The following is a 16900-nucleotide window of genomic DNA, read 5'->3' as shown; positions in this document are numbered from 1 at the left end:
TCATCCCACCAATGAAAGAAGATCCTCATGACTGACCAGCCCAAGCAGATAGGCGGCGGACGCCGCCTGTTCAACGACTTCGCTCCGAAGCTCGCCGCCCTCACCGACGACGTGCTCTTCGACGACGTCTGGAATCGCCCCGAGCTCTCCGCCCGCGACCGCAGCCTCATCACCGTCGCGGTACTCGCCGCGGGCGGCGACCACCCCCAGCTCGAGTTCCACCTCGGCCGCGCTGTTGAGAACGGCGTGACCCAGGAAGAGCTCATCGAGGCCCTGACCCACGTCACCTTCTACGCCGGCTGGCCCAAGGGAATGGGCGCGATGGGGATAGCGAAGAAGGTGTTCACCGAATAGCGAACGCCTACGAAACAGCCGCGTCCGCTGCGCTCAGGGAAGCGACATCAATCGAAAACCGACACAGTGTCCAATATCGCGGGGCGGAGCCCCCAGGAATATGAGGAAGCACAGCGTGCGCACAACCGAACTCACCCGACGATCCCTCCTCCTTTCCGGTGTCATGGTTGGCGTCGGCGTGCTCGCATCCTGCAGCGGGGCTGGGCCCTTGCCGCAGAGTTCTCCTTCTGTGCCCATGCCCTCCGAGCCGACGGACAATAGTGCCCAGCCGCAGGGCGACCTCTACGGCGTCGATGTGTACAACACGCAGGAGGTCGCCGACGAGCTGGTCTACATCGACGAGAACGTCCGACCGCTCGATGGCGAGCCAAAGCGCGTACTGATCACCGGTTCAACCGCCGGTGCCGGCCAGCTGGCTGCCGCCTACCTCGTGAAGCGCGGCCACACGGTCGTCGCCCACGCCCGCAATGCCCAACGCGCCGCCGACGTGCGCCGCGACTTGCCGGGGCTGGAGGACGTGGTAATCGGCGATCTCCGGCATCTCGACGAGACGCGGGCGCTCGCTGAGCGGATCAATGCGCTCGGAGTGTTCGACGTGATTATCCACAACGCCGCCGAGTACGGTGCGTCCGGCCCCGAGCAACTGAATGCCAACTCGCTGTCGCCGTACCTCCTCACCGCGCTGGTCACCCCGCCACAGCAGCTGTCATATCTTTCTTCTAACCAACAGCTCGGCGGCGGTCTCAGGCTCGACGAGATCCGTTCTGGCGGCGGCATCAGCTACCCGGACAGCAAGCTGCACATGGCGATAATCGCGATCGCCGTCGCCCGGCTCCGACCCGAGTCTCAGGCCAACGCGGTCAATCCCGGCTGGATCCCCACGTGGATGGCCCTCCAGGACGGGCCGTATAGCCGGGACGACCTGCGCGCCGGTTACATGACTCAGGTGTGGCTGACCGAAGGCGTCGAGCCCGGTAGTGACATCACCGGCGAGTACCTTTTCCACCAGGAGATCGAGACCCGCGTCAATGATCTCGTGCACGACGAGGACGCTCAGGACCAGCTGCTCGCGGCCTACGTCGAGCAGACCGGAGTGACGCTGAGCTGACATGCGGCGGCCGGAGGAGCGCGGGCTCTCCGGCGACGTGCGCAACCGCTTCGTCATCATGCCCTCGTCGTCGACGGCGGGCAGACCATCGGCATCAGTTAGGGGCTGCCCGCAGGTTGCATGACCCGCGTGCAGAGCAAGAGATTGCTCAAGGTAGAGTACAAGCCCATCCCACGCGTCGGGCACATCCAGAGATTCCTTCAGGATTTCCTCGAGTTCATCGTCCTGCTGGCGGCGGATCGCCTCATGAGTTCCTCCTTGTTGGCGATCGCCGGTATGCAATGCCAACGCCGACTCCAGCGCGGTGCGCGACATCGTTGAGGGTCGCTTCGCGCCCACGTCGCGCAAATCCGTCGCGCCCCGCCTCCGATAGCCGCGCCCGGTTTCGCGCCGCGTCCTTTCTAAGCCTTGGCTCAGTAATGCGCCCCACCCTACCAAAACGGTTGCGCCGTATCCGATTACTTGCTAGCGTTCGGATATGGATATGCCGCATCCACATCGGGACGCACTAGCGGTCAAGCGGCTCCCCGCCGTTATCCGTATTGGCGCTTCTAGGAGCGACATCGCGTTCGTGCTGTGAGGGAGTGAAGACGTGGCCGATTACAAGAAGTGCGTGGCGGGCGTGCTGGGCGGCGCGGAGGACGCCCGGTCGGTCGTGCGCTTCGCGACCAGGTTGCGGTTTGCGCAGGAAAACGACAGCGAGGCGGAAAAGACCAAGCTCCGGGCGCTGCCCGGGGTGACGAGGACGGCAACCATTGCGGAGCAGTTCCACGGAATCAGCGGCGGGTCCCTTTCATTGGTTTGCCGACGTCATCCTCAACAACGGACTCACCATTCAACGGGAACGAAGGAGTCTTCGTGCAGTTGGTAAGTGGGGTCTGCAACGCCGGTGATGTTCTGGGTCTCTTTACCCTGAGCCGGCCCGAGTGGGGGGCGGCGGACGTGAGCCGAGCGCTCGGGCTGTCTAGATCTCACACGCACCGATTGCTATCGAGTCTCAGTCACGTTGGTTTGTTGGACCGGCTGGAACCAAGCGGGCGATTTCGCTTGAGTTGGAGCTGGCTGACCTATGCGTCGATCGTGCGCTCGTCGGACCGGCTGGTCAACGCAGCGATCCCGATCATGCGAAATCTCCACGCTGCATACGGCCTCCGGCCGGCACTCGCTATCTGGCGTCAGGACGCCGTCGTGAGTCTGGAACCAACAGCCGAGCCGGTCGTGACCCGGGCGAGCTTCGATGAGTGCACCGCGGTAGGATTTGTGCTCCTTGCCGGTCTGCCAGAGCAAAAGGTAGACGCATTCATAGGCCGCGTCGATGCTCGCAGTGGGCAGAATCACCGCGACCAGCTTGACGCGCGTTTGCGGCATATCCGAAAGGGAGGGCTGGTCGTCCAGTCAGGCAGACATGATTCCGACGGCCAATGTGCAGTCACACCAGTGAGGGACGAACAAGGCAGCATCGTCGCTGCGCTCGGTGTGCACGCACGCCAAGGCTTCCACGCTCCGACACAAAGTGACGGTCAGCTCCTGATGAAAGCCGCAGTAAAGATGACAAAAACGCTACGAGATAACCGGCTAGATCGTTCGGGTCAACCGGTATCCCCTCTCTGACAGCGTCGGGCTGCAATCATGTTGCGCGCTCATCAACAGTGCAGCCGCCGTGCGCGTATGCATTGTCCGGCATCAAGCTCCCCGCCTGTCGAGTGTGTAGTCGTACCGCGGGTCCAAGAACGTCACCTCGAAAGATCACCGGGCGCGACCGATTGCCATGGCTGCCGTCGCTCCGGCGGAAGCGAATGGTGCCGTGTATGCGACCATCAGGCCGTTCTTGATACGAGATTTCCCGGTCCGGCTCCGCGTATTGCTCCTTCGTCGTCGAGGTCGACGTACCTCGCGCACGGTGAAGTTCCCGACGGTCGGCAGACACAACCGTACCGACTGGGTCGCACTGCCCCGTAGCCTTGGGATCGAAGATCCGGAGGGTCGCTTCAGTTAGCGCACTATTACCATCGACTTCCGATAGCTGGCCGGTGCCGCGAAATGTCACTTGCCACTGGCTTCCACGAAGCTGAGAGGCCTTGATCCTCAGCTTCATCGGCAGTTTCCGCCGGAGCTTGGGACTGCCGGTACACGCTAGCCATCGCGCGTCGCACATCGTCTTTCGTCAGCCCGTCCGTTCGCATGTTCTCAGCGACCTCTTCAAGTCCGACCTGCACGGCTATTACATCGAGGGTGACCCGAGGCTTCCCCCTTCTGGCTCGAGCGCGGACCTCCACCCCAGCCTCAACAGCGAGCCTGGCACGGTGACGTCGCATGTGTGCGCCGAGCGCCTTCACGAGCTGGTCGTACTGTCGTTGCCGTTCCTCGCGCCGAATCGCCGCCTTGGCGCTGCGGACCGCGGCTGCAACGTCACGACTGGTGATCAGGTCCACTCGACGACTGCTATCCAGCACGATCTCCACCGCGCGCGCCCAAACGACGTCGTCGACCTGGACGGGCGGGAGACCCATGCGGTCTCGGGTCGCGATGTAGGACACGGCGAACTCGCGCATGCGTGCATGGTGCTTGAACATGTGTTTCGTGAGCGACTGAGCGAATGCTGCCGACTGCCTCAGGCGCTCCGGGAGCCTTTCATCCTCGAAGAACTCGCCCGCGGCGCGCTCATTGGCTCGGCGCTCCGCGGCGGTCGAGGGATGCAACAGCTTCGGCGGCATGCCCGCCCGGGCGAGCGCCCGCTTGAGCCGGCGAGCAGCGGCGTTCGCCTCGAGCTCGGCCGCGTACACCTCGGGATCGGCGCGCCGGGCCCGCTGAAGCTCCGCCCGCCGATCTTTGTGCTTTTTGGCCCAGGCCCGCTGAGCAGCCTTCGCCCGCTCGGGATCGGCGTCGCGCCGCGCCGCCGCCCGCGCACTGACCTCGGCTTGATGCGAGTGGTAGTAGCGGTTGTAGTACTCGCGGACCTTGTCGCGGTTGCCTTCGACCCACTGCTGTTGATACTCGCGCACCCGATCGGGATGCTCTTCGCGCCACACTCGCACCCGCACGCGCGCCTTTGCACGGGTGTCGGCCTCACGGCGCTTGCGAGCTGTGGCGCGTCGCATCGAGTCGCGATTGAGCTCGCGAGCACGCTCGAGGTGTTCGGTGCGCCACCGCTTATTCGACTCCCGGATGCGTTCGCGGTTCGCCTCGACCCACGTGCGACGCGCCTCGGCAAGCTGCTCGGGGTGTTCGAGGCGGTAGCGGCGGTCCCGCTCGCGCTTCTTCGCGCGGGCCGTGTCGTCTGCGCCTGACGAGCGATCAGGCCGCCCCGCTTGGGGTGCCCCTTCTTCGCCGACCGGGCCCTTCGTCATCGCTATTCACTCGACGGTGGCGGCGGTGCCAGTTCGAGGACGAGCGCCAGCAGGTCCGATCGAGACCCTGTCGGGTCTGCAATTGCACGGGCAACGGCGTCCCTCAGCTTCTCGGCGTCGGCCTTCGCAATGCCCGCGACCGGCTCCATGCAGTATGAGACGTCCTCCTCGAGGCGGTACTCACCGTCTTCCACGGTGACTTCCGGGAGGTAGAACAGCGCGGCGAGTGCGGTTCGTCCGAGTAGGTCATCGAACTGCTCCTGCGAGATCGTCATGGCGGGGCCTCCTGTCGGGCGTGCGAGCGCATAACCAGCCTGCCGTGAACACCAGGTGCACCGCTGCTGCCCTGCCGAGCCTTCGGTAAGAAGGATGCGACCGCCCCACCAGCGCTGGTGGGGAGATCAGCGGCGGAGCGCCAATTCGGGTTGCCCCGTCTGCCCCTGCTCAGCCTCCAGCTCGAGCATCGCCAGGATCCGGCGAGCCCGGCTCTCGCGAGCCCGCACCCGAACGAGCCGCACCAGCGTCGCGGGGCCGGCGACGAGAAACTTGAACGCGTTCCAGATGAACAGCAGTGCGAGCACGTTGAACCATCCGCCATGCTCTGACAGACCGATGCAGGCGACAGCAGCGACCATATACGGCACGGCGAGCAGCATCGCGGGCACGCCCCACCTCAGTCCGCGACGAGTGTGCAGCGCGTCAACAAGATGCGGGTCGGCATGAACCGCCGAATGAACATCCCGGCGCGAAAGCTCATGGTCCAGACGAATGCGAACATGCGGCTGCTCTCCGATCGATCCGGCAAGCAGTAGCGGTGAATCAGTGTCCGTGTCCGGACTTCGTGTCCCATCGCAAGTAGCGACGGCGTAGAAGAGGTTGCCTAGACCAGATTTTAGACCTGAACGCCGACAGACGGAAGACCTCCACTGCGACGCGGGCGAGCATCGAATCCCTGATCTTCGGCGGAATGCGCGAGGTGCCGTGCCGCTTCAAGAGCAACCCCGGCGCGCGCGGCATCCGCTCGTTGTGTATCGGATGCCGGCGGCGCGACGCCGAGCGGCGTGCCACCGACCACGCCATAGCGGTCTCGATACGCCGCAACGGTGCATGCGTACCGGCGCCAGGTCTCGCTCGCGGCGCCTCGTGGCTCCGCGCCGAGTGCCCGCAGCCACGCATCACCGGCTGCGAGCGCCTCATCAACGAGCGCTCGCGCGCGCTGCTCAATCAGGTCGGCGCGTTCTCGCAGACCGCGGCGCGACGCGGCATCCATCGGCCCAGTCGCCATCGGCAGGAGGCCGGCAACGAGTCGCGCGGGTCGGTGAGCACGACTGGTCCTCGCAGCCTGCGCCGCGGCGCGCGTGACCCGTGCTCGCAGAACGGCGGCGATATCGGCGGCATCCGCGAATCGGCGTTGCTCAACCACCCTCGGCAGCAATTGAGAGACATCCATGCGCTGCGCCTCGGCACGACGCAGCTCGGCGGCGAGCGGTCCGAATGCCTCGGACGCAACCACCGCATTCACCTGCTCAGGGCCAAGCCCGCTCGCTCCCACCAGCTCAACCCAGCGCTCGTGCTGAGCAGCGGAAGCGATCGTTTCGTATTCGGCGGCGAGCTGCGCGATCGAACCCCAGGCCTCCTGCTCGGCGGTGATCGTCTCGTGTGCGGAGAGTTCAGCGCCGACGTGCTGGAGCACCCCGGCGAGCACCGACTGCACGCTGGCGTTGCCGTCGTCGCGTGGCCGAAGGCCGGAGTGTGCGACGTCCGGCCGGTCGAGCGCGACGTATGCGATGTTCGACTCTCGACCACGTGTCATGGCGACGTAGAGGCTCTCGCGCGTCATGCCGCGGGAGACGACGACGTGGGCGGTGTCGGTGGTGAGTCCCTGGGCTCGGTGAGCGGTGACGGCGTAGCCGAGCTCGACGTGCTGCTCGACATACCCCCTCGGAAGCACGACCGCGCTCCCCCATCGTCGGCTGGCACGTCGTACTTCAACGGCACCGCTGTGGTGAACGGCGAGCACGGTCCAGCGGTCGCCGTTGCGCACCCATGAGCGGCGGCCGGCGTGCAAGGAGCGCTCGTTGCGGCGGGTGATGACCGTGTCGCCGACCGCCGCACGCGAACCGTCATGCAGCGCGACCTCGACGAGCGCATCAACGCGCCCATCGAGGATCGAGTCGTTGCGCGCCCGCTCGTTGAGTGCCGCGACGGCCTCGTTGGAGTCACTGATCAGCACGCTCACCCTGCCGGCACGCGCGTCGGCGCGCCACCCGACGTACGCGGCATCCGCCATCTCTTCGGTGTCACCCTCGCGCACGCGGCCGTGAGCAATGTATCGATCGATGGATGCCGCGTCGCCACGTCGCAAGCTCAGCGACGCCGTCTTCTCCCAGTCATTCACGAATCGACGCACATCCATGAGCTCGGGCGCATCGGTGCGGTCTTGCACGAGCATGGCGAACGCGCCGCCCGCGTCGACCGACGGCAACTGGGCGTAGTCGCCGACGAGCAGCACCTTCGCACCAGCATCCGCGGCGAGCGCGCTCACTCGATCGAGCGAGAGCGTGCCAGCTAGGGATGCCTCGTCGACGATGACGAGCTGCCCCTCGTGGAACGCGTCACCGTGCACGAGGTGGTTCTGCCACCATTTCGCAAGGTTCTCGGTGGCGATGCCGAGGTCTTCTGCCAGCACGTGCGCGGCAGCGGCCGACGGCGCGAGTCCGATGACCGACCCGCGACCGTGCTCCAGCTCCCATGCCCGCCGCAATGCGCCCATCACCGTGCTCTTGCCGGCGCCAGCAGGGCCGACGAGCACGTCGACGATCCGACCAGATTTGACGATGGCCGACAGCGCAGTGAGCTGGTCCTCTCCGAGCGCAGCCCCACCTGGCTTGCGCGTTCTTGCGATCTCCCGTAGCGCCGCCGTCGGGATCGTCGGGCCCGAGGCATCCGCTGCTCGTTCTCGCAGTCGTGTCTCTGCATCGATCAGCGCTTCGGAAGTGAACACCGTCGAGTGCTTCAACCGGAACACCGAGGTGCCGTCGGCCCGCTGCAATGAGGCAGGGCTGGTTGCCAGCTCTGGCGGCGTGATGCGTAACGACGCACGCTCGGCGGCGTCGACGACGAGACCGATGACCGCTTCGCGATCGGATGCCGCGGCGAACCGGTATTGCATCGTCTGGCGTGCGGCTTCGGCGGCCAGGTTCCAATGCCGCCATGTTGCACGCTTCTCGCTCACCGCGTGCAGCACGCTTGCGCCGAGTGTTGCAACGATCTCGAGCGGCACATCTTCCGCTTGCAACAGCAGCGGTGCACGGTTCATGGATGCCTCGCGTGCCCACGCCGTTGCATCGTGGCGGAGTACACGGCTGGCCCGCTCGCGCCAGCCCTGCGTGAGTTCGGCAAGCGATTGCAAGTGCTTCTCAGGGCGCGTCGACAGGGTAGCTCGTGCACGCAGCTTCATGATCGTCGTTGCGCTCGGCCGGTGCCCGTGTGTTTCCACGAACTCCTCGATGAGGCGATCGGTCTCAACGTCGATGATGCGCGAGCGCGTCGAGAACTCGGACACCAACTCTTCTGGCACCGATGCGATCGCCCAAGCCGGATTACGATCCCGCCCGCGGGCGCGCTGCTCCCACTCGACGCCGAGCTCGCGCGAAAACGCATCGGTGAAGAGTGCTTCGTGCAACTCAGACAGCGCAACGACGGCGCTGTGCAACGGGCGACCGTCAAGCGAGCGCCACTTGCCGTCGAGCACCGTCTGCACCTTGTTGCTCACCACGAGGTGCGTGTGCAGGTGCGGGTCGCCGGCACGGCTGTCGAAGTGGTCGAACGCCGTGGCGATCAGCCCAGTCACGTCTAGCTGCGCGACCGCGCCGTCGATCGCGGTGGTGCCGGTGCGTGTCGCTGCGACCTCACGCTCCATGAAGGCAACGACCTGAGAAACCGCCTCGTGATGCGCTCGCACGACCGCCTCCTGCGTGCGCGCATCTGCAACGCCCCACAGGACGCTCGCCGACTTCGGCACCGAGAACGTAAAGTCGAACCCGGCGACCGCGCGCCTTCGTTGTGCCCCGACGCCGTAGTCCGGGTAGGCGCGACCCAGCTCTTCCCCAGTGACTGGGTCCCTGCCCATGCCGAGCAACAATTGCAGCTGCTCCTCGGTGACGTCGCTACCCTCGGCGATCTGGCCGACGCCGAGTCCACGGACTCCCCCGCCCATCCACTGCCCTGGCGGGGTACCCTTCGTCTCGTAGTAACGAGTCAAAGGCGTCGACATCGGGCGCGATCCATCGCCAGCGACGACCGTGCGCAGCAGGTATCGGTAGCCATCACCCGCGCTCATCACCCGCATCGACACCGTCATCCGCGCCGCCTCCGATCACGCGATCAAGGTGCGCGCCCTCGATCTGCAAGAGGCGTGGCAGATAAGTCATTGGCCTAGTATCTACGTCGGTCGCGTCACGCAGACCGCCACTTTGAATGTCGGCTCGCCGACGATGCAAGTGCCAATGACTGTCCACCCAGTGAGCAGTTTCGCGCGCTGCATAGAGGTCCCTGGGCGCACCCGCGGCGCCGAGAGGTCCCTCACCAACTCGCGTGCCTCATCAGTGCCTGCGCCATGGGGCCGCGATAGCCACGGTGTCAGATCACCCTGATCGGATCGGAGCTGCAACGCGACGAGACCACGGCGCTGACCATCGAGAAGCTCTACCCAGAGTGTTGCCCGCGGAGCCTCTGACGTGCCCAGACATCCTTCGCTCCTTCCCGCCAGTTGCCCGGCTCCAATTTGCGGTAAGGTCGCCGTCACGGTCGTTGGTACGGCCGGTACCTGCCTTCATTCCAGAACGTCGGGCTGGGTCAGCCGCAATTCTTCCCGATCCAATCGCGCCTGCATTGTGATCAGAGTGGTGTCGCTAATGGCATGCCGATCGCGCAAGGCGATCATCACGTCGCGCTTGCGCTCGAGCACCGCCAGCCGAAGAGCGACTTCTTCGCGGTCTTGCTCGATCAGCGACCTGTCGCCCGCATCGCCGGCGTCGGCGTTGACAACGGCGAGCCTGTCGCGATACTCGGCTAGCACGCGTGCCCGCACCGGTCCCGTTATGCCCAAAGCGTCGCCGAGCTCATCGACGGCGTCGACAGCCGCCGCCGTCGACGCTCGGTGCGCCGCTACAAGCTCATCATCAATGGAGTGATCTGGTGCGAACTGCGCCCATCGCAGAACAGGCGGCAGCAGCACTCCCTGCACGACTAGGGTGAGCAGCACCACGCCTGCGGCAACGAAGATGATCTGGTCCCGGCCTGGGAAAACCTCTCCCGTTGCGAAGGTCAGAGGAACGGCCAGGGCGACCGCGAGGGACACCGCACCGCGGAACCCCGCAACAGCGCTTACGACGCGCGCGCGGTGCGGCATCCGCCTTGCCCGCTGAGACGGACGACGGTCGAGGAGCCGAATGAGCCACACCGACATCATCTGGAACGCGAACCGAATCAGCATCAGCCCAATCCATGCCGCGACAGCCAGCATCACGAGTGGCCAGACCTGCCCGGAATCGACTGCGCGCACGGCGGACTGCGCCTCGATGCCGATCAATACAAACAACGCACCGTTGAGAATGAACGTGGCCACTGTCCAGAACCCGATCGTCTGCTGACGAGACTCCGCCGTGCTCGCCCGCGGTCCGGTTTGCGTCATGAACAAACCCGCGACCACGACCGCGATCACTCCTGACGCGTGGATGAGTTCCGCGACCAGAAACGCCAGAAACGGTATGACCAGCAGGGTGGTGCTGAGAACAAGCGGCGCCTGAAGGCGGCGGAGCAGGAACGAGGCCGCCCACGCGGCGGTGAATCCGATCAAGCCCCCGCCGACATAGGCCACAACGACCAGCCAGGTGGTGCTCCACCCGGTGTAGTCAACGTTTCCGACCGCCACACCCACCGCGATGGAAAACAAAACTAGCGCCGTCCCGTCGTTGATAAGGCTCTCGGCACGCAGCACCGTCATGTTCCGATGCGGCAGCGAGCGCGCCATCGCAGCCACCGCGGTCGCATCCGTCGGCGCAAGGGCGGCACCGAGAATGAGCGCTGCACCCCATGACATCCCGAACACCACTCCGAGCCCGGCGACCCCGAAGGCTGTCGCCACGACAAGGAGGGTGCTCAGCAGCAGGATGCCACGCAGATCGCGGCGGATCTCCCGCAGCGATGTCGTCAGGCTCTCCCAGAACAGCAGAGCCGGCAAGAACAGCACCAGCACCGCCTCAGACGGCAAGTGAATCTCCCGCACCGCCGGGATGAACCCAACGAGCAATCCCAGAACCAGGAAGACCAGCGGAGTTGGAACCCGCAACCGGGGGGCGACAAGGGATCCCCCTATCAGTAGGACACCGATCAGGACCACAGTTTCCAATGACTCCATCAACGGCCCCTTCGTGCGGCGTGGCGATTTACGGGGAGGAGGCGCGGAGCGGCCGCCTCCGAACCGCGTTGAAGCGGCGACGGTTCTCGCTGACTGCTCACGTGGGCGAGGAGGTCCGCTTGCAGCATGGACCTATGCAACCCCTCAGGCGCCGCAAAAGCCAGACCTTGCGATACAGAATCGGTACGGCTTGTGCGGGGTCCTCCGGCGATCACAACTCAGAGTCGACGGATCGACGCGCAGGGTTGTGCTCGTGGCGGTGTCGCTTCGTAATCGCGCTGACAGCGCTTCCTCGGGGCGAGGATCGCCGGGCATGATCCAAGCGTCACGCTGCGCACGTACGCGCACGCACAGGACAGTGTGGTTGTCATCAACGAAGACCTGGGATCCGTCGTCGGAGTAGGTCTGGAACTCGTACATTCCCGCGGTGGGGAAGGTGATCGTGCCCGCGAACCGGACGGACCAGTTCGTTACCGGAATGCCCGTGGTCGGCACGTTTCCGCCCCAGTCTTTGTTGATCTGACCCTCGTTGCCAGGCCAACACAGCCGGGATTCCGAGCGTGATCGCCTTCGGCAGGCCGGACAGCTGCGCGTTGTGGTACCAGGTCGCATTCGAGCCGACCAAGCCTTCGTCATACGGGGTGCTCGAGTGCGCGGGAGTGATTCGGCACGTCGGGAGGGGTCGTCGATCGGGGCCGAACAGTCGGCCGGTGCGGGGCCGTACGTGTCGGTTGATCGGTCCGACTGGTCACAAATCGTGGTCGATGTACGGCCGAGCGCGTCAGTGCGGGAGAGCGCTTGGTCTTTCGCGTTCCACGCGGTCGTCGCGGTCAGGCCGGACGGTGAAGAGTCGGATGTTGCACGCCAGGCGGAGTCCCAGGTGACCGTCCGGATGTGCCCGATGGTCGCATCCTGTCCAGCGGCCTTCACCGTCGTCGTTCCCTGACCAGGTTCGAATCGTCCAGGTAACTCTTCGGGATGCTCTCGCCAGCTGCCCGCCCTCGAATGACGAAACGGTTGCGTAGGTCAGCGGAGAGGACGCCTTGCTCCGGCTGCCGCATGTCAGCTCAATGTCACTCCGGTCTGCTCGGCGTAGGCCGCGAGCAGGTGGTCCTGAGCGTCCTCGTCGTGCACGAGATCGCTGACGCGGGTGTCCATCCCCTGGTGGAAGAGGTACTCGCCGGTGATGTCACTACCGGGCTCGACTCCTTCTGCCAGCCACACTTGGGTCATGTAGCCGGCACGCAGGTCGTCCTCCGAATACGGACCGTCTTGGAAAGCCAGCCAGGTGGGGATCCAGCCGGGATTGACCGCGTTGGCCTGAGACTCGGGTCGGAGCCGGGCGACGGCCATCGCGATCATCGCCATGTGCAACTTGCTGTCCGGGTAGCCGATGCCGCCGCCAGAACGGATCTCGTCGAGCTTGAGACCGCCACCGAAATGTTGGTCGGAAGAAAGATAGGACAGCTGCTGTGGCGGGGTGACCAGTGCGGTGAGGAGGTACGGCGACAGCGAGTTGGCGCTCAGGATCTCGGGGCCGGATATACGGTACTCGGCGGCGTTGTGGATGATCACGTCGAACTTTCCGAGCGCATTGATCTGCTGAGCGAGTGCCCGCGTTTCGTCGAGATGCCGGAGATCGCCGATGACCACCTCGTGCAGCCTCGGTAGGTCGCGTCGCACGTCGGCGGCGCGTTGGGCGTCGCGCGCGTGGGCGACCACCGTGTGGCCGCGTTTCACCAGGTAGGCCGCGGCGAGCTGGCCGGCGCCGGCGGTTGAACCGGTGATCAGCACGCGCTTCGGCACGCCATCGAACGGTCGGACGTTCCCGTCGATGTAGACCAGCTCGTCGGCGACCTCCTGCGTGTTGTACACACCAACGCCGTAGAGGTCACCCTGCGGCCGGGCAGCTTGGTCGGCCGGCTCGGAGGGCGAGGGAACCACCGGCTCGGAGCGCGGGGTGACAGAAGAAGAACTCTGCGGGGCGGGTGCAGTCGATCTGCAGGATGCAAGCACGCCGACACCGGCGACCAAACCAGAGATGAGGAGGGAGCGTCGAGTGAGTTCGGTTGTGCGCATGTTCTGCTTCCTCCTAGCCTTGGACCATCGCCCCGCCATCTCGAGCTCGTTCAGCTCTTCAGCCGGCGGTTCTATTCGGTGAATACCTTCTTCGCGATCCCCATCGCAGCCATTCCGTAGGGCCAACCGGCGTAGAAGGCGACGTGGGTCAGAGCTTCGATGAGCTCTTCCTGGGTCACGCCGTTCTCGACCGCGCGACCGAGGTGGAACTCGAGCTGCGGGTAGTGACCGCCGGCGGCGAGCAGCGCGACGGTGATGAGGCTACGGTCGCGGGCCGCGAGCTCGGGGCGGTTCCAGACGTCTTCGAAGAGCACATCGTCCGTGAGAGCGGCGAGCTTGGGTGCAAAGTCTTCGAACAGGTTGCGTCCGCCGCCTACCTGCTTGGGCTGGTCAGTCATGAGGCTCCTCTTTCATTTGTGGCTGGATGGATAGTTCTGCGGTTTCCGAGTGCGGAGTTTCTTCGCTCGCGACGAAGTGGTTCACGCGAAGCTCTTGGCGTCGATGACGAAGCGGTAGCGCACGTCGGAGGACAGCACGCGCTCGTAGGCCTCGTTGATGTCGTCGGCGGTGATGAGTTCGGTCTCGGGGAGCACGTCGTGCTCGGCGCAGAAGTCGAGCATTTCCTGCGTGATCGGGATGCCTCCGTTGGCCGATCCAGAGATCGAGCGGCGGCCGCCGATGAGCGGCATCGCGGGGAGGCTGATGTTCTCCGAAGGCGCACCCAGAAGCACGAGCGTTCCATCAACGGCGAGCAAGTTCACATACTGAGCGATATCGAGCTTCGCCGAGACGGTGTTCAGGATCAGGTCGAACTCCCCGGCCAGCTTCTCGAACGTCTCGCGGTTGCTGGTGGCGTAATAGTGGTCGGCGCCGAACCGCTTGCCGTCTTCTTCTTTCGACATGCTCTGCGACAGCACGGTGACCTCGGCGCCGAGCGCGTGGGCAAGCTTCACACCGACGTGGCCGAGGCCACCCATCCCGACGACGGCGACCTTCGTGCCGGGGCCGGCGTTCCAGTGCTTCAACGGCGAGTAGAGGGTGATGCCGGCGCACAGCAGCGGGGCGACCTTCTCGAGAGGGAGCGACTCGGGCACGCGCAGCACGAAGTTCTCGTTGACCACGATGGCCTGGGAGTAGCCGCCCTGGGTAATGGTGCCGTCGTAGTCCTCAGCAGCGTAGGTCTGCACGGCGGTGTTGAGGCAGTAGACCTCTTCGCCTTTCAGGCATTGCTCGCAGTGCCCGCACGAGTTCACCTGGCAGCCGACGCCGACACGATCGCCGACCGTGTGCTTGGTGACCTCGGGGCCGATCTCGCGGACGAAGCCGACGATTTCGTGGCCGACGACCTGCGGGTAGGTGATGGGTCCCCAGTGGCCGCGGACGGTGTGGATGTCGGAGTGACAGATTCCGGCGTAGGCGATATCGATCAGCACATCGTGAGGTCCTAGATCACGGCGCTGAATGGTCGTGGGAATGAGCGGTTCGGTGGCCGAGGGCGCGGCGTACGCGTTGACGGTGAGCATGGTTCTCCTTCGTGGTGCGAATGTCTATGGCCGACCAGGACCGGCACTATCGAGCTCGGGGCTTCTTGACACGGATGTGACGTTTTGACGGGTCGGCAGTCAGCTAGTCGTGCGTCTCCGGGGACGGCAGCTCGGCCGCGGCAACCCCGCTCGAAGAAGCCTGCGCATCGGCGGATGCCGCGGCGGGGTCGGCACTCCAGCTGGCCAGCAGGGCGAGCGCGTCGGCGCTCCGGGTGTTGGGTTCGGGGAAGTAGATGAAGATTGTCTGGTCCTCGTCGCCGGGCAGAGCGAGCCCCTGCCAGTTCAGCTCCAGGTCCCCGACTACCGGGTGGCGGAAGCGTTTGACGCCGTAGGAGGAACCCAGCACCCGTTGGTCCGCCCACCAGGTGCGGAATTGCTCGCTCTTGACGGCAAGCTCGCCCACGAGGTCGACGATTCCGCGGTCGTCGGGATGCTTGCCGGCGTCCAGCCGCAGCGCGGCAACCATCTCGGAGGCCACTGTTTCCCAGTCCGCAAACAGCGGCGGGGCGGCCGGGTCGAGTATCAGCCAGCGGATGTAATTGCGCTGCCGCACCGGCAGGGCGTTGAAGTCGGTGAGCAGGGCACGCGCGAGCGCGTTGGTTGCCAGAACGTCGTGTCCGCGGCCTGTGATGAGGGCGGCGTGGCCTGTCCAGGAGTCGATGAGCTGCTGATTGGTCCACCGCACCCGCTGCACCTGCGGCACCCCGCTCGTGCCGGCGGGGAGTCGGATGAGGTCGAACAGGTGCTCCCGGGCTGCGTCGTCCATTCGAAGGGCGCGAGCGATCGCGTTCACGACCCCATCTGACGGCGTGAACTTTCTACCCTGCTCGAGCCGGGTGTAGTAGTCGGTGCTCACCCCGGCCAGCCGAGCGACCTCCTCGCGCCGAAGCCCCGGCACCCGGCGCGGTACCGCGTCTGGAACCAGCTCCACGTCCTCAGGGCGCAGCCGTTCGCGCTGTGCGCGCAGGAACGCGCTCAGCTCGGCACGCGGCGAAACGCCGGAGGTAGATCGCTTCATTCCCACCATGTTTCCACGCGCAGGCGGCTTTGGGACGGGGTTAGGGGGGCCTGTCAGACCTAGGCAACGTTGGCCCTGCCCCGCGCACGTTTCCGGCTGTAGCTGCGGTTTGACTGGAGTCACTGTCCCGATCAATTAAAGAAGGAAGGAAGCGAATGAGTGTGTGGTTCATTACCGGAGCGTCCCGGGGTCTCGGCGCCGCGATTACCCGTGCGGCGTTGGACGCCGGTCATCAGGTTGCGGCCACGGGCCGCGACCTGGAGAAGGTCCGTCGGGCGTTCCCCGACGCCGGCGATGCGCTGCTGCCGGTGGAGCTCGACGTCACTGACCGACAGCAGATCGCCGCTGCTGTGGCCGCCGCCATCGACCGGTTCGGCGGGATCGACGTGCTCGTGAACAACGCCGGCCGTGGCCACCAGGGCGCGCTGGAGGAGCTGACCGATCAGGAGATCCAGGCCCTTTACGCAGTCAATGTGTTCGGGTTGGTCGCCGTCACCCGCGCCGTCCTGCCCGTCCTGCGCGGTAAGGGGGCGGGGACGATCGTGAACCTGTCCTCGTACGGCGGGTTCCAGGGTGTGCCAGGCTTCGGCGCATACACCTCCTCAAAATTCGCCGTCGAAGGCTTCACCGAGGCGTTGCGTGCGGAGGTCGCTGAGCTCGGCATCACCGCCGGGGTCGTGGAGCCCGGGGACTTCCGCACCGACTTCCTCGACGGCACAAGCCTGACCGCCTCAGCGCCGCTGGCCGCGTACGACGGCACTGTGGTCGCGCAGATGCGCGGCCTGTCCGAAGCAGTGAACCACCAGCAGCCCGGAGACCCCGCCAAGGCCGCCCAGATCATCGTCGGGGCCGTCGATTCCGGAGCGTTCCCGGAGCGGCTATTCGTCGGCGCCGAGGCGATCGACATCGTCACCGCAAAGCTCGACCGCGTCCGCGACGAGGTCGAGCGGCAGAAGACGGTCGCCTCATCCACGGCCCTCACCGAGAACTAGAACCACCATCGGGACGCGACCAGCGTCCCTGAGATGA

15 protein-coding genes are annotated in these 16900 nt (G+C 65.5%); 5 read left to right on the top strand and 10 right to left on the bottom strand.

Going from position 1 to position 16900, the window contains the following annotated elements; translation table 11 throughout:
- Positions 1 to 27: 27 nt before the first annotated feature.
- The 4 genes from J7E25_RS05660 to J7E25_RS18425 all read left to right on the top strand — a co-directional run bounded on the left by J7E25_RS05660 (position 28) and on the right by J7E25_RS18425 (position 3073).
- Positions 28 to 354, top strand: a complete 327-nt coding sequence (locus J7E25_RS05660; protein WP_214868770.1) for a carboxymuconolactone decarboxylase family protein — start codon at positions 28 to 30, stop codon at positions 352 to 354.
- 235 nt (positions 355 to 589) lie between these two features.
- On the top strand, positions 590 to 1462 hold the full coding sequence (locus tag J7E25_RS05655; protein WP_214868769.1) for an SDR family NAD(P)-dependent oxidoreductase: 873 nt from the start codon (positions 590 to 592) through the stop codon (positions 1460 to 1462).
- A 592-nt stretch (positions 1463 to 2054) separates the two neighbouring features.
- Positions 2055 to 2333: a hypothetical protein gene (locus J7E25_RS05650; RefSeq protein ID WP_214868768.1), complete on the top strand. Its 279-nt coding sequence runs from the start codon at positions 2055 to 2057 to the stop codon at positions 2331 to 2333.
- Positions 2321 to 3073, top strand: coding sequence for a helix-turn-helix domain-containing protein (locus J7E25_RS18425; protein WP_214868767.1), 753 nt, complete (start codon positions 2321 to 2323; stop codon positions 3071 to 3073). The genes J7E25_RS05650 and J7E25_RS18425 overlap by 13 nt, the downstream gene beginning before the upstream one ends.
- Positions 3074 to 3465: 392 nt before the next feature.
- Here the strand turns inward: J7E25_RS18425 and J7E25_RS05640 are convergent, their stop codons facing one another.
- The 10 genes from J7E25_RS05640 to J7E25_RS05595 all read right to left on the bottom strand — a co-directional run bounded on the left by J7E25_RS05640 (position 3466) and on the right by J7E25_RS05595 (position 15871).
- Positions 3466 to 4560, bottom strand: coding sequence for a hypothetical protein (locus J7E25_RS05640; protein WP_214868766.1), 1095 nt, complete (start codon positions 4558 to 4560; stop codon positions 3466 to 3468).
- Positions 4561 to 4811: 251 nt separating this feature from the next.
- Entirely contained in the window at positions 4812 to 5084 is a 273-nt protein-coding gene (locus J7E25_RS05635) for a hypothetical protein (RefSeq protein WP_214868765.1), read from the bottom strand.
- Between the two features lie 126 nt (positions 5085 to 5210).
- Positions 5211 to 5465, bottom strand: a complete 255-nt coding sequence (locus J7E25_RS05630; RefSeq protein ID WP_251038827.1) for a hypothetical protein — start codon at positions 5463 to 5465, stop codon at positions 5211 to 5213.
- Positions 5466 to 5701: 236 nt separating this feature from the next.
- The gene (gene mobF / locus J7E25_RS05625; protein ID WP_214868763.1) at positions 5702 to 9172 is read right to left on the bottom strand and encodes a MobF family relaxase; all 3471 of its coding nucleotides are present in this window, start codon (positions 9170 to 9172) and stop codon (positions 5702 to 5704) included.
- 471 nt (positions 9173 to 9643) lie between these two features.
- Positions 9644 to 11230 carry a Na+/H+ antiporter gene (locus J7E25_RS05620; protein WP_214868762.1) on the bottom strand — a complete coding sequence of 529 codons (1587 nt, stop codon included), beginning with the start codon at positions 11228 to 11230 and terminating at the stop codon, positions 9644 to 9646.
- 144 nt (positions 11231 to 11374) lie between these two features.
- On the bottom strand, positions 11375 to 11842 hold the full coding sequence (locus J7E25_RS18420) for a PA14 domain-containing protein (RefSeq protein WP_374196194.1): 468 nt from the start codon (positions 11840 to 11842) through the stop codon (positions 11375 to 11377).
- Positions 11843 to 12292: 450 nt separating this feature from the next.
- Positions 12293 to 13348: an SDR family NAD(P)-dependent oxidoreductase gene (locus J7E25_RS05610; RefSeq protein WP_214868756.1), complete on the bottom strand. Its 1056-nt coding sequence runs from the start codon at positions 13346 to 13348 to the stop codon at positions 12293 to 12295.
- Positions 13349 to 13380: 32 nt separating this feature from the next.
- Positions 13381 to 13707 (bottom strand): carboxymuconolactone decarboxylase family protein, encoded by a 327-nt coding sequence (locus J7E25_RS05605; RefSeq protein WP_214868754.1) that lies wholly within the window; start codon positions 13705 to 13707, stop codon positions 13381 to 13383.
- 81 nt (positions 13708 to 13788) lie between these two features.
- Positions 13789 to 14832: an NAD(P)-dependent alcohol dehydrogenase gene (locus J7E25_RS05600; protein WP_214868752.1), complete on the bottom strand. Its 1044-nt coding sequence runs from the start codon at positions 14830 to 14832 to the stop codon at positions 13789 to 13791.
- Positions 14833 to 14935: 103 nt separating this feature from the next.
- Entirely contained in the window at positions 14936 to 15871 is a 936-nt protein-coding gene (locus J7E25_RS05595; RefSeq protein ID WP_214868750.1) for a helix-turn-helix transcriptional regulator, read from the bottom strand.
- A gap of 155 nt (positions 15872 to 16026) precedes the next feature.
- Between J7E25_RS05595 and J7E25_RS05590 the strand changes: the two genes are divergently transcribed.
- Complete coding sequence (locus J7E25_RS05590) at positions 16027 to 16863, top strand: SDR family NAD(P)-dependent oxidoreductase (protein ID WP_214868748.1); 837 nt, start codon at positions 16027 to 16029, stop codon at positions 16861 to 16863.
- Positions 16864 to 16900 lie beyond the last annotated feature (37 nt).

The organism is Agromyces sp. ISL-38 (assembly GCF_018613935.1).
Lineage (GTDB): Bacteria > Actinomycetota > Actinomycetes > Actinomycetales > Microbacteriaceae > Agromyces.
This window is presented reverse-complemented; position numbering and strand designations above follow the sequence as displayed.

Coding starts and splice junctions, on each gene's coding strand:
- J7E25_RS18420 (WP_374196194.1), bottom strand. CDS start 11,842: ATGCGACCTGGTACCACAACGCGCAGCTGTCCGGCCTGCCGAAGGCGA.
- J7E25_RS05640 (WP_214868766.1), bottom strand. CDS start 4,560: ATGCGACGCGCCACAGCTCGCAAGCGCCGTGAGGCCGACACCCGTGCA.
- J7E25_RS05595 (WP_214868750.1), bottom strand. CDS start 15,871: ATGAAGCGATCTACCTCCGGCGTTTCGCCGCGTGCCGAGCTGAGCGCG.
- J7E25_RS05605 (WP_214868754.1), bottom strand. CDS start 13,707: ATGACTGACCAGCCCAAGCAGGTAGGCGGCGGACGCAACCTGTTCGAA.
- J7E25_RS05590 (WP_214868748.1), top strand. CDS start 16,027: ATGAGTGTGTGGTTCATTACCGGAGCGTCCCGGGGTCTCGGCGCCGCG.
- mobF (WP_214868763.1), bottom strand. CDS start 9,172: ATGACGGTGTCGATGCGGGTGATGAGCGCGGGTGATGGCTACCGATAC.
- J7E25_RS05635 (WP_214868765.1), bottom strand. CDS start 5,084: ATGACGATCTCGCAGGAGCAGTTCGATGACCTACTCGGACGAACCGCA.
- J7E25_RS05600 (WP_214868752.1), bottom strand. CDS start 14,832: ATGCTCACCGTCAACGCGTACGCCGCGCCCTCGGCCACCGAACCGCTC.
- J7E25_RS05620 (WP_214868762.1), bottom strand. CDS start 11,230: ATGGAGTCATTGGAAACTGTGGTCCTGATCGGTGTCCTACTGATAGGG.
- J7E25_RS05630 (WP_251038827.1), bottom strand. CDS start 5,465: ATGCTGCTCGCCGTGCCGTATATGGTCGCTGCTGTCGCCTGCATCGGT.
- J7E25_RS05660 (WP_214868770.1), top strand. CDS start 28: ATGACTGACCAGCCCAAGCAGATAGGCGGCGGACGCCGCCTGTTCAAC.
- J7E25_RS05610 (WP_214868756.1), bottom strand. CDS start 13,348: ATGGCGGGGCGATGGTCCAAGGCTAGGAGGAAGCAGAACATGCGCACA.
- J7E25_RS05655 (WP_214868769.1), top strand. CDS start 590: ATGCCCTCCGAGCCGACGGACAATAGTGCCCAGCCGCAGGGCGACCTC.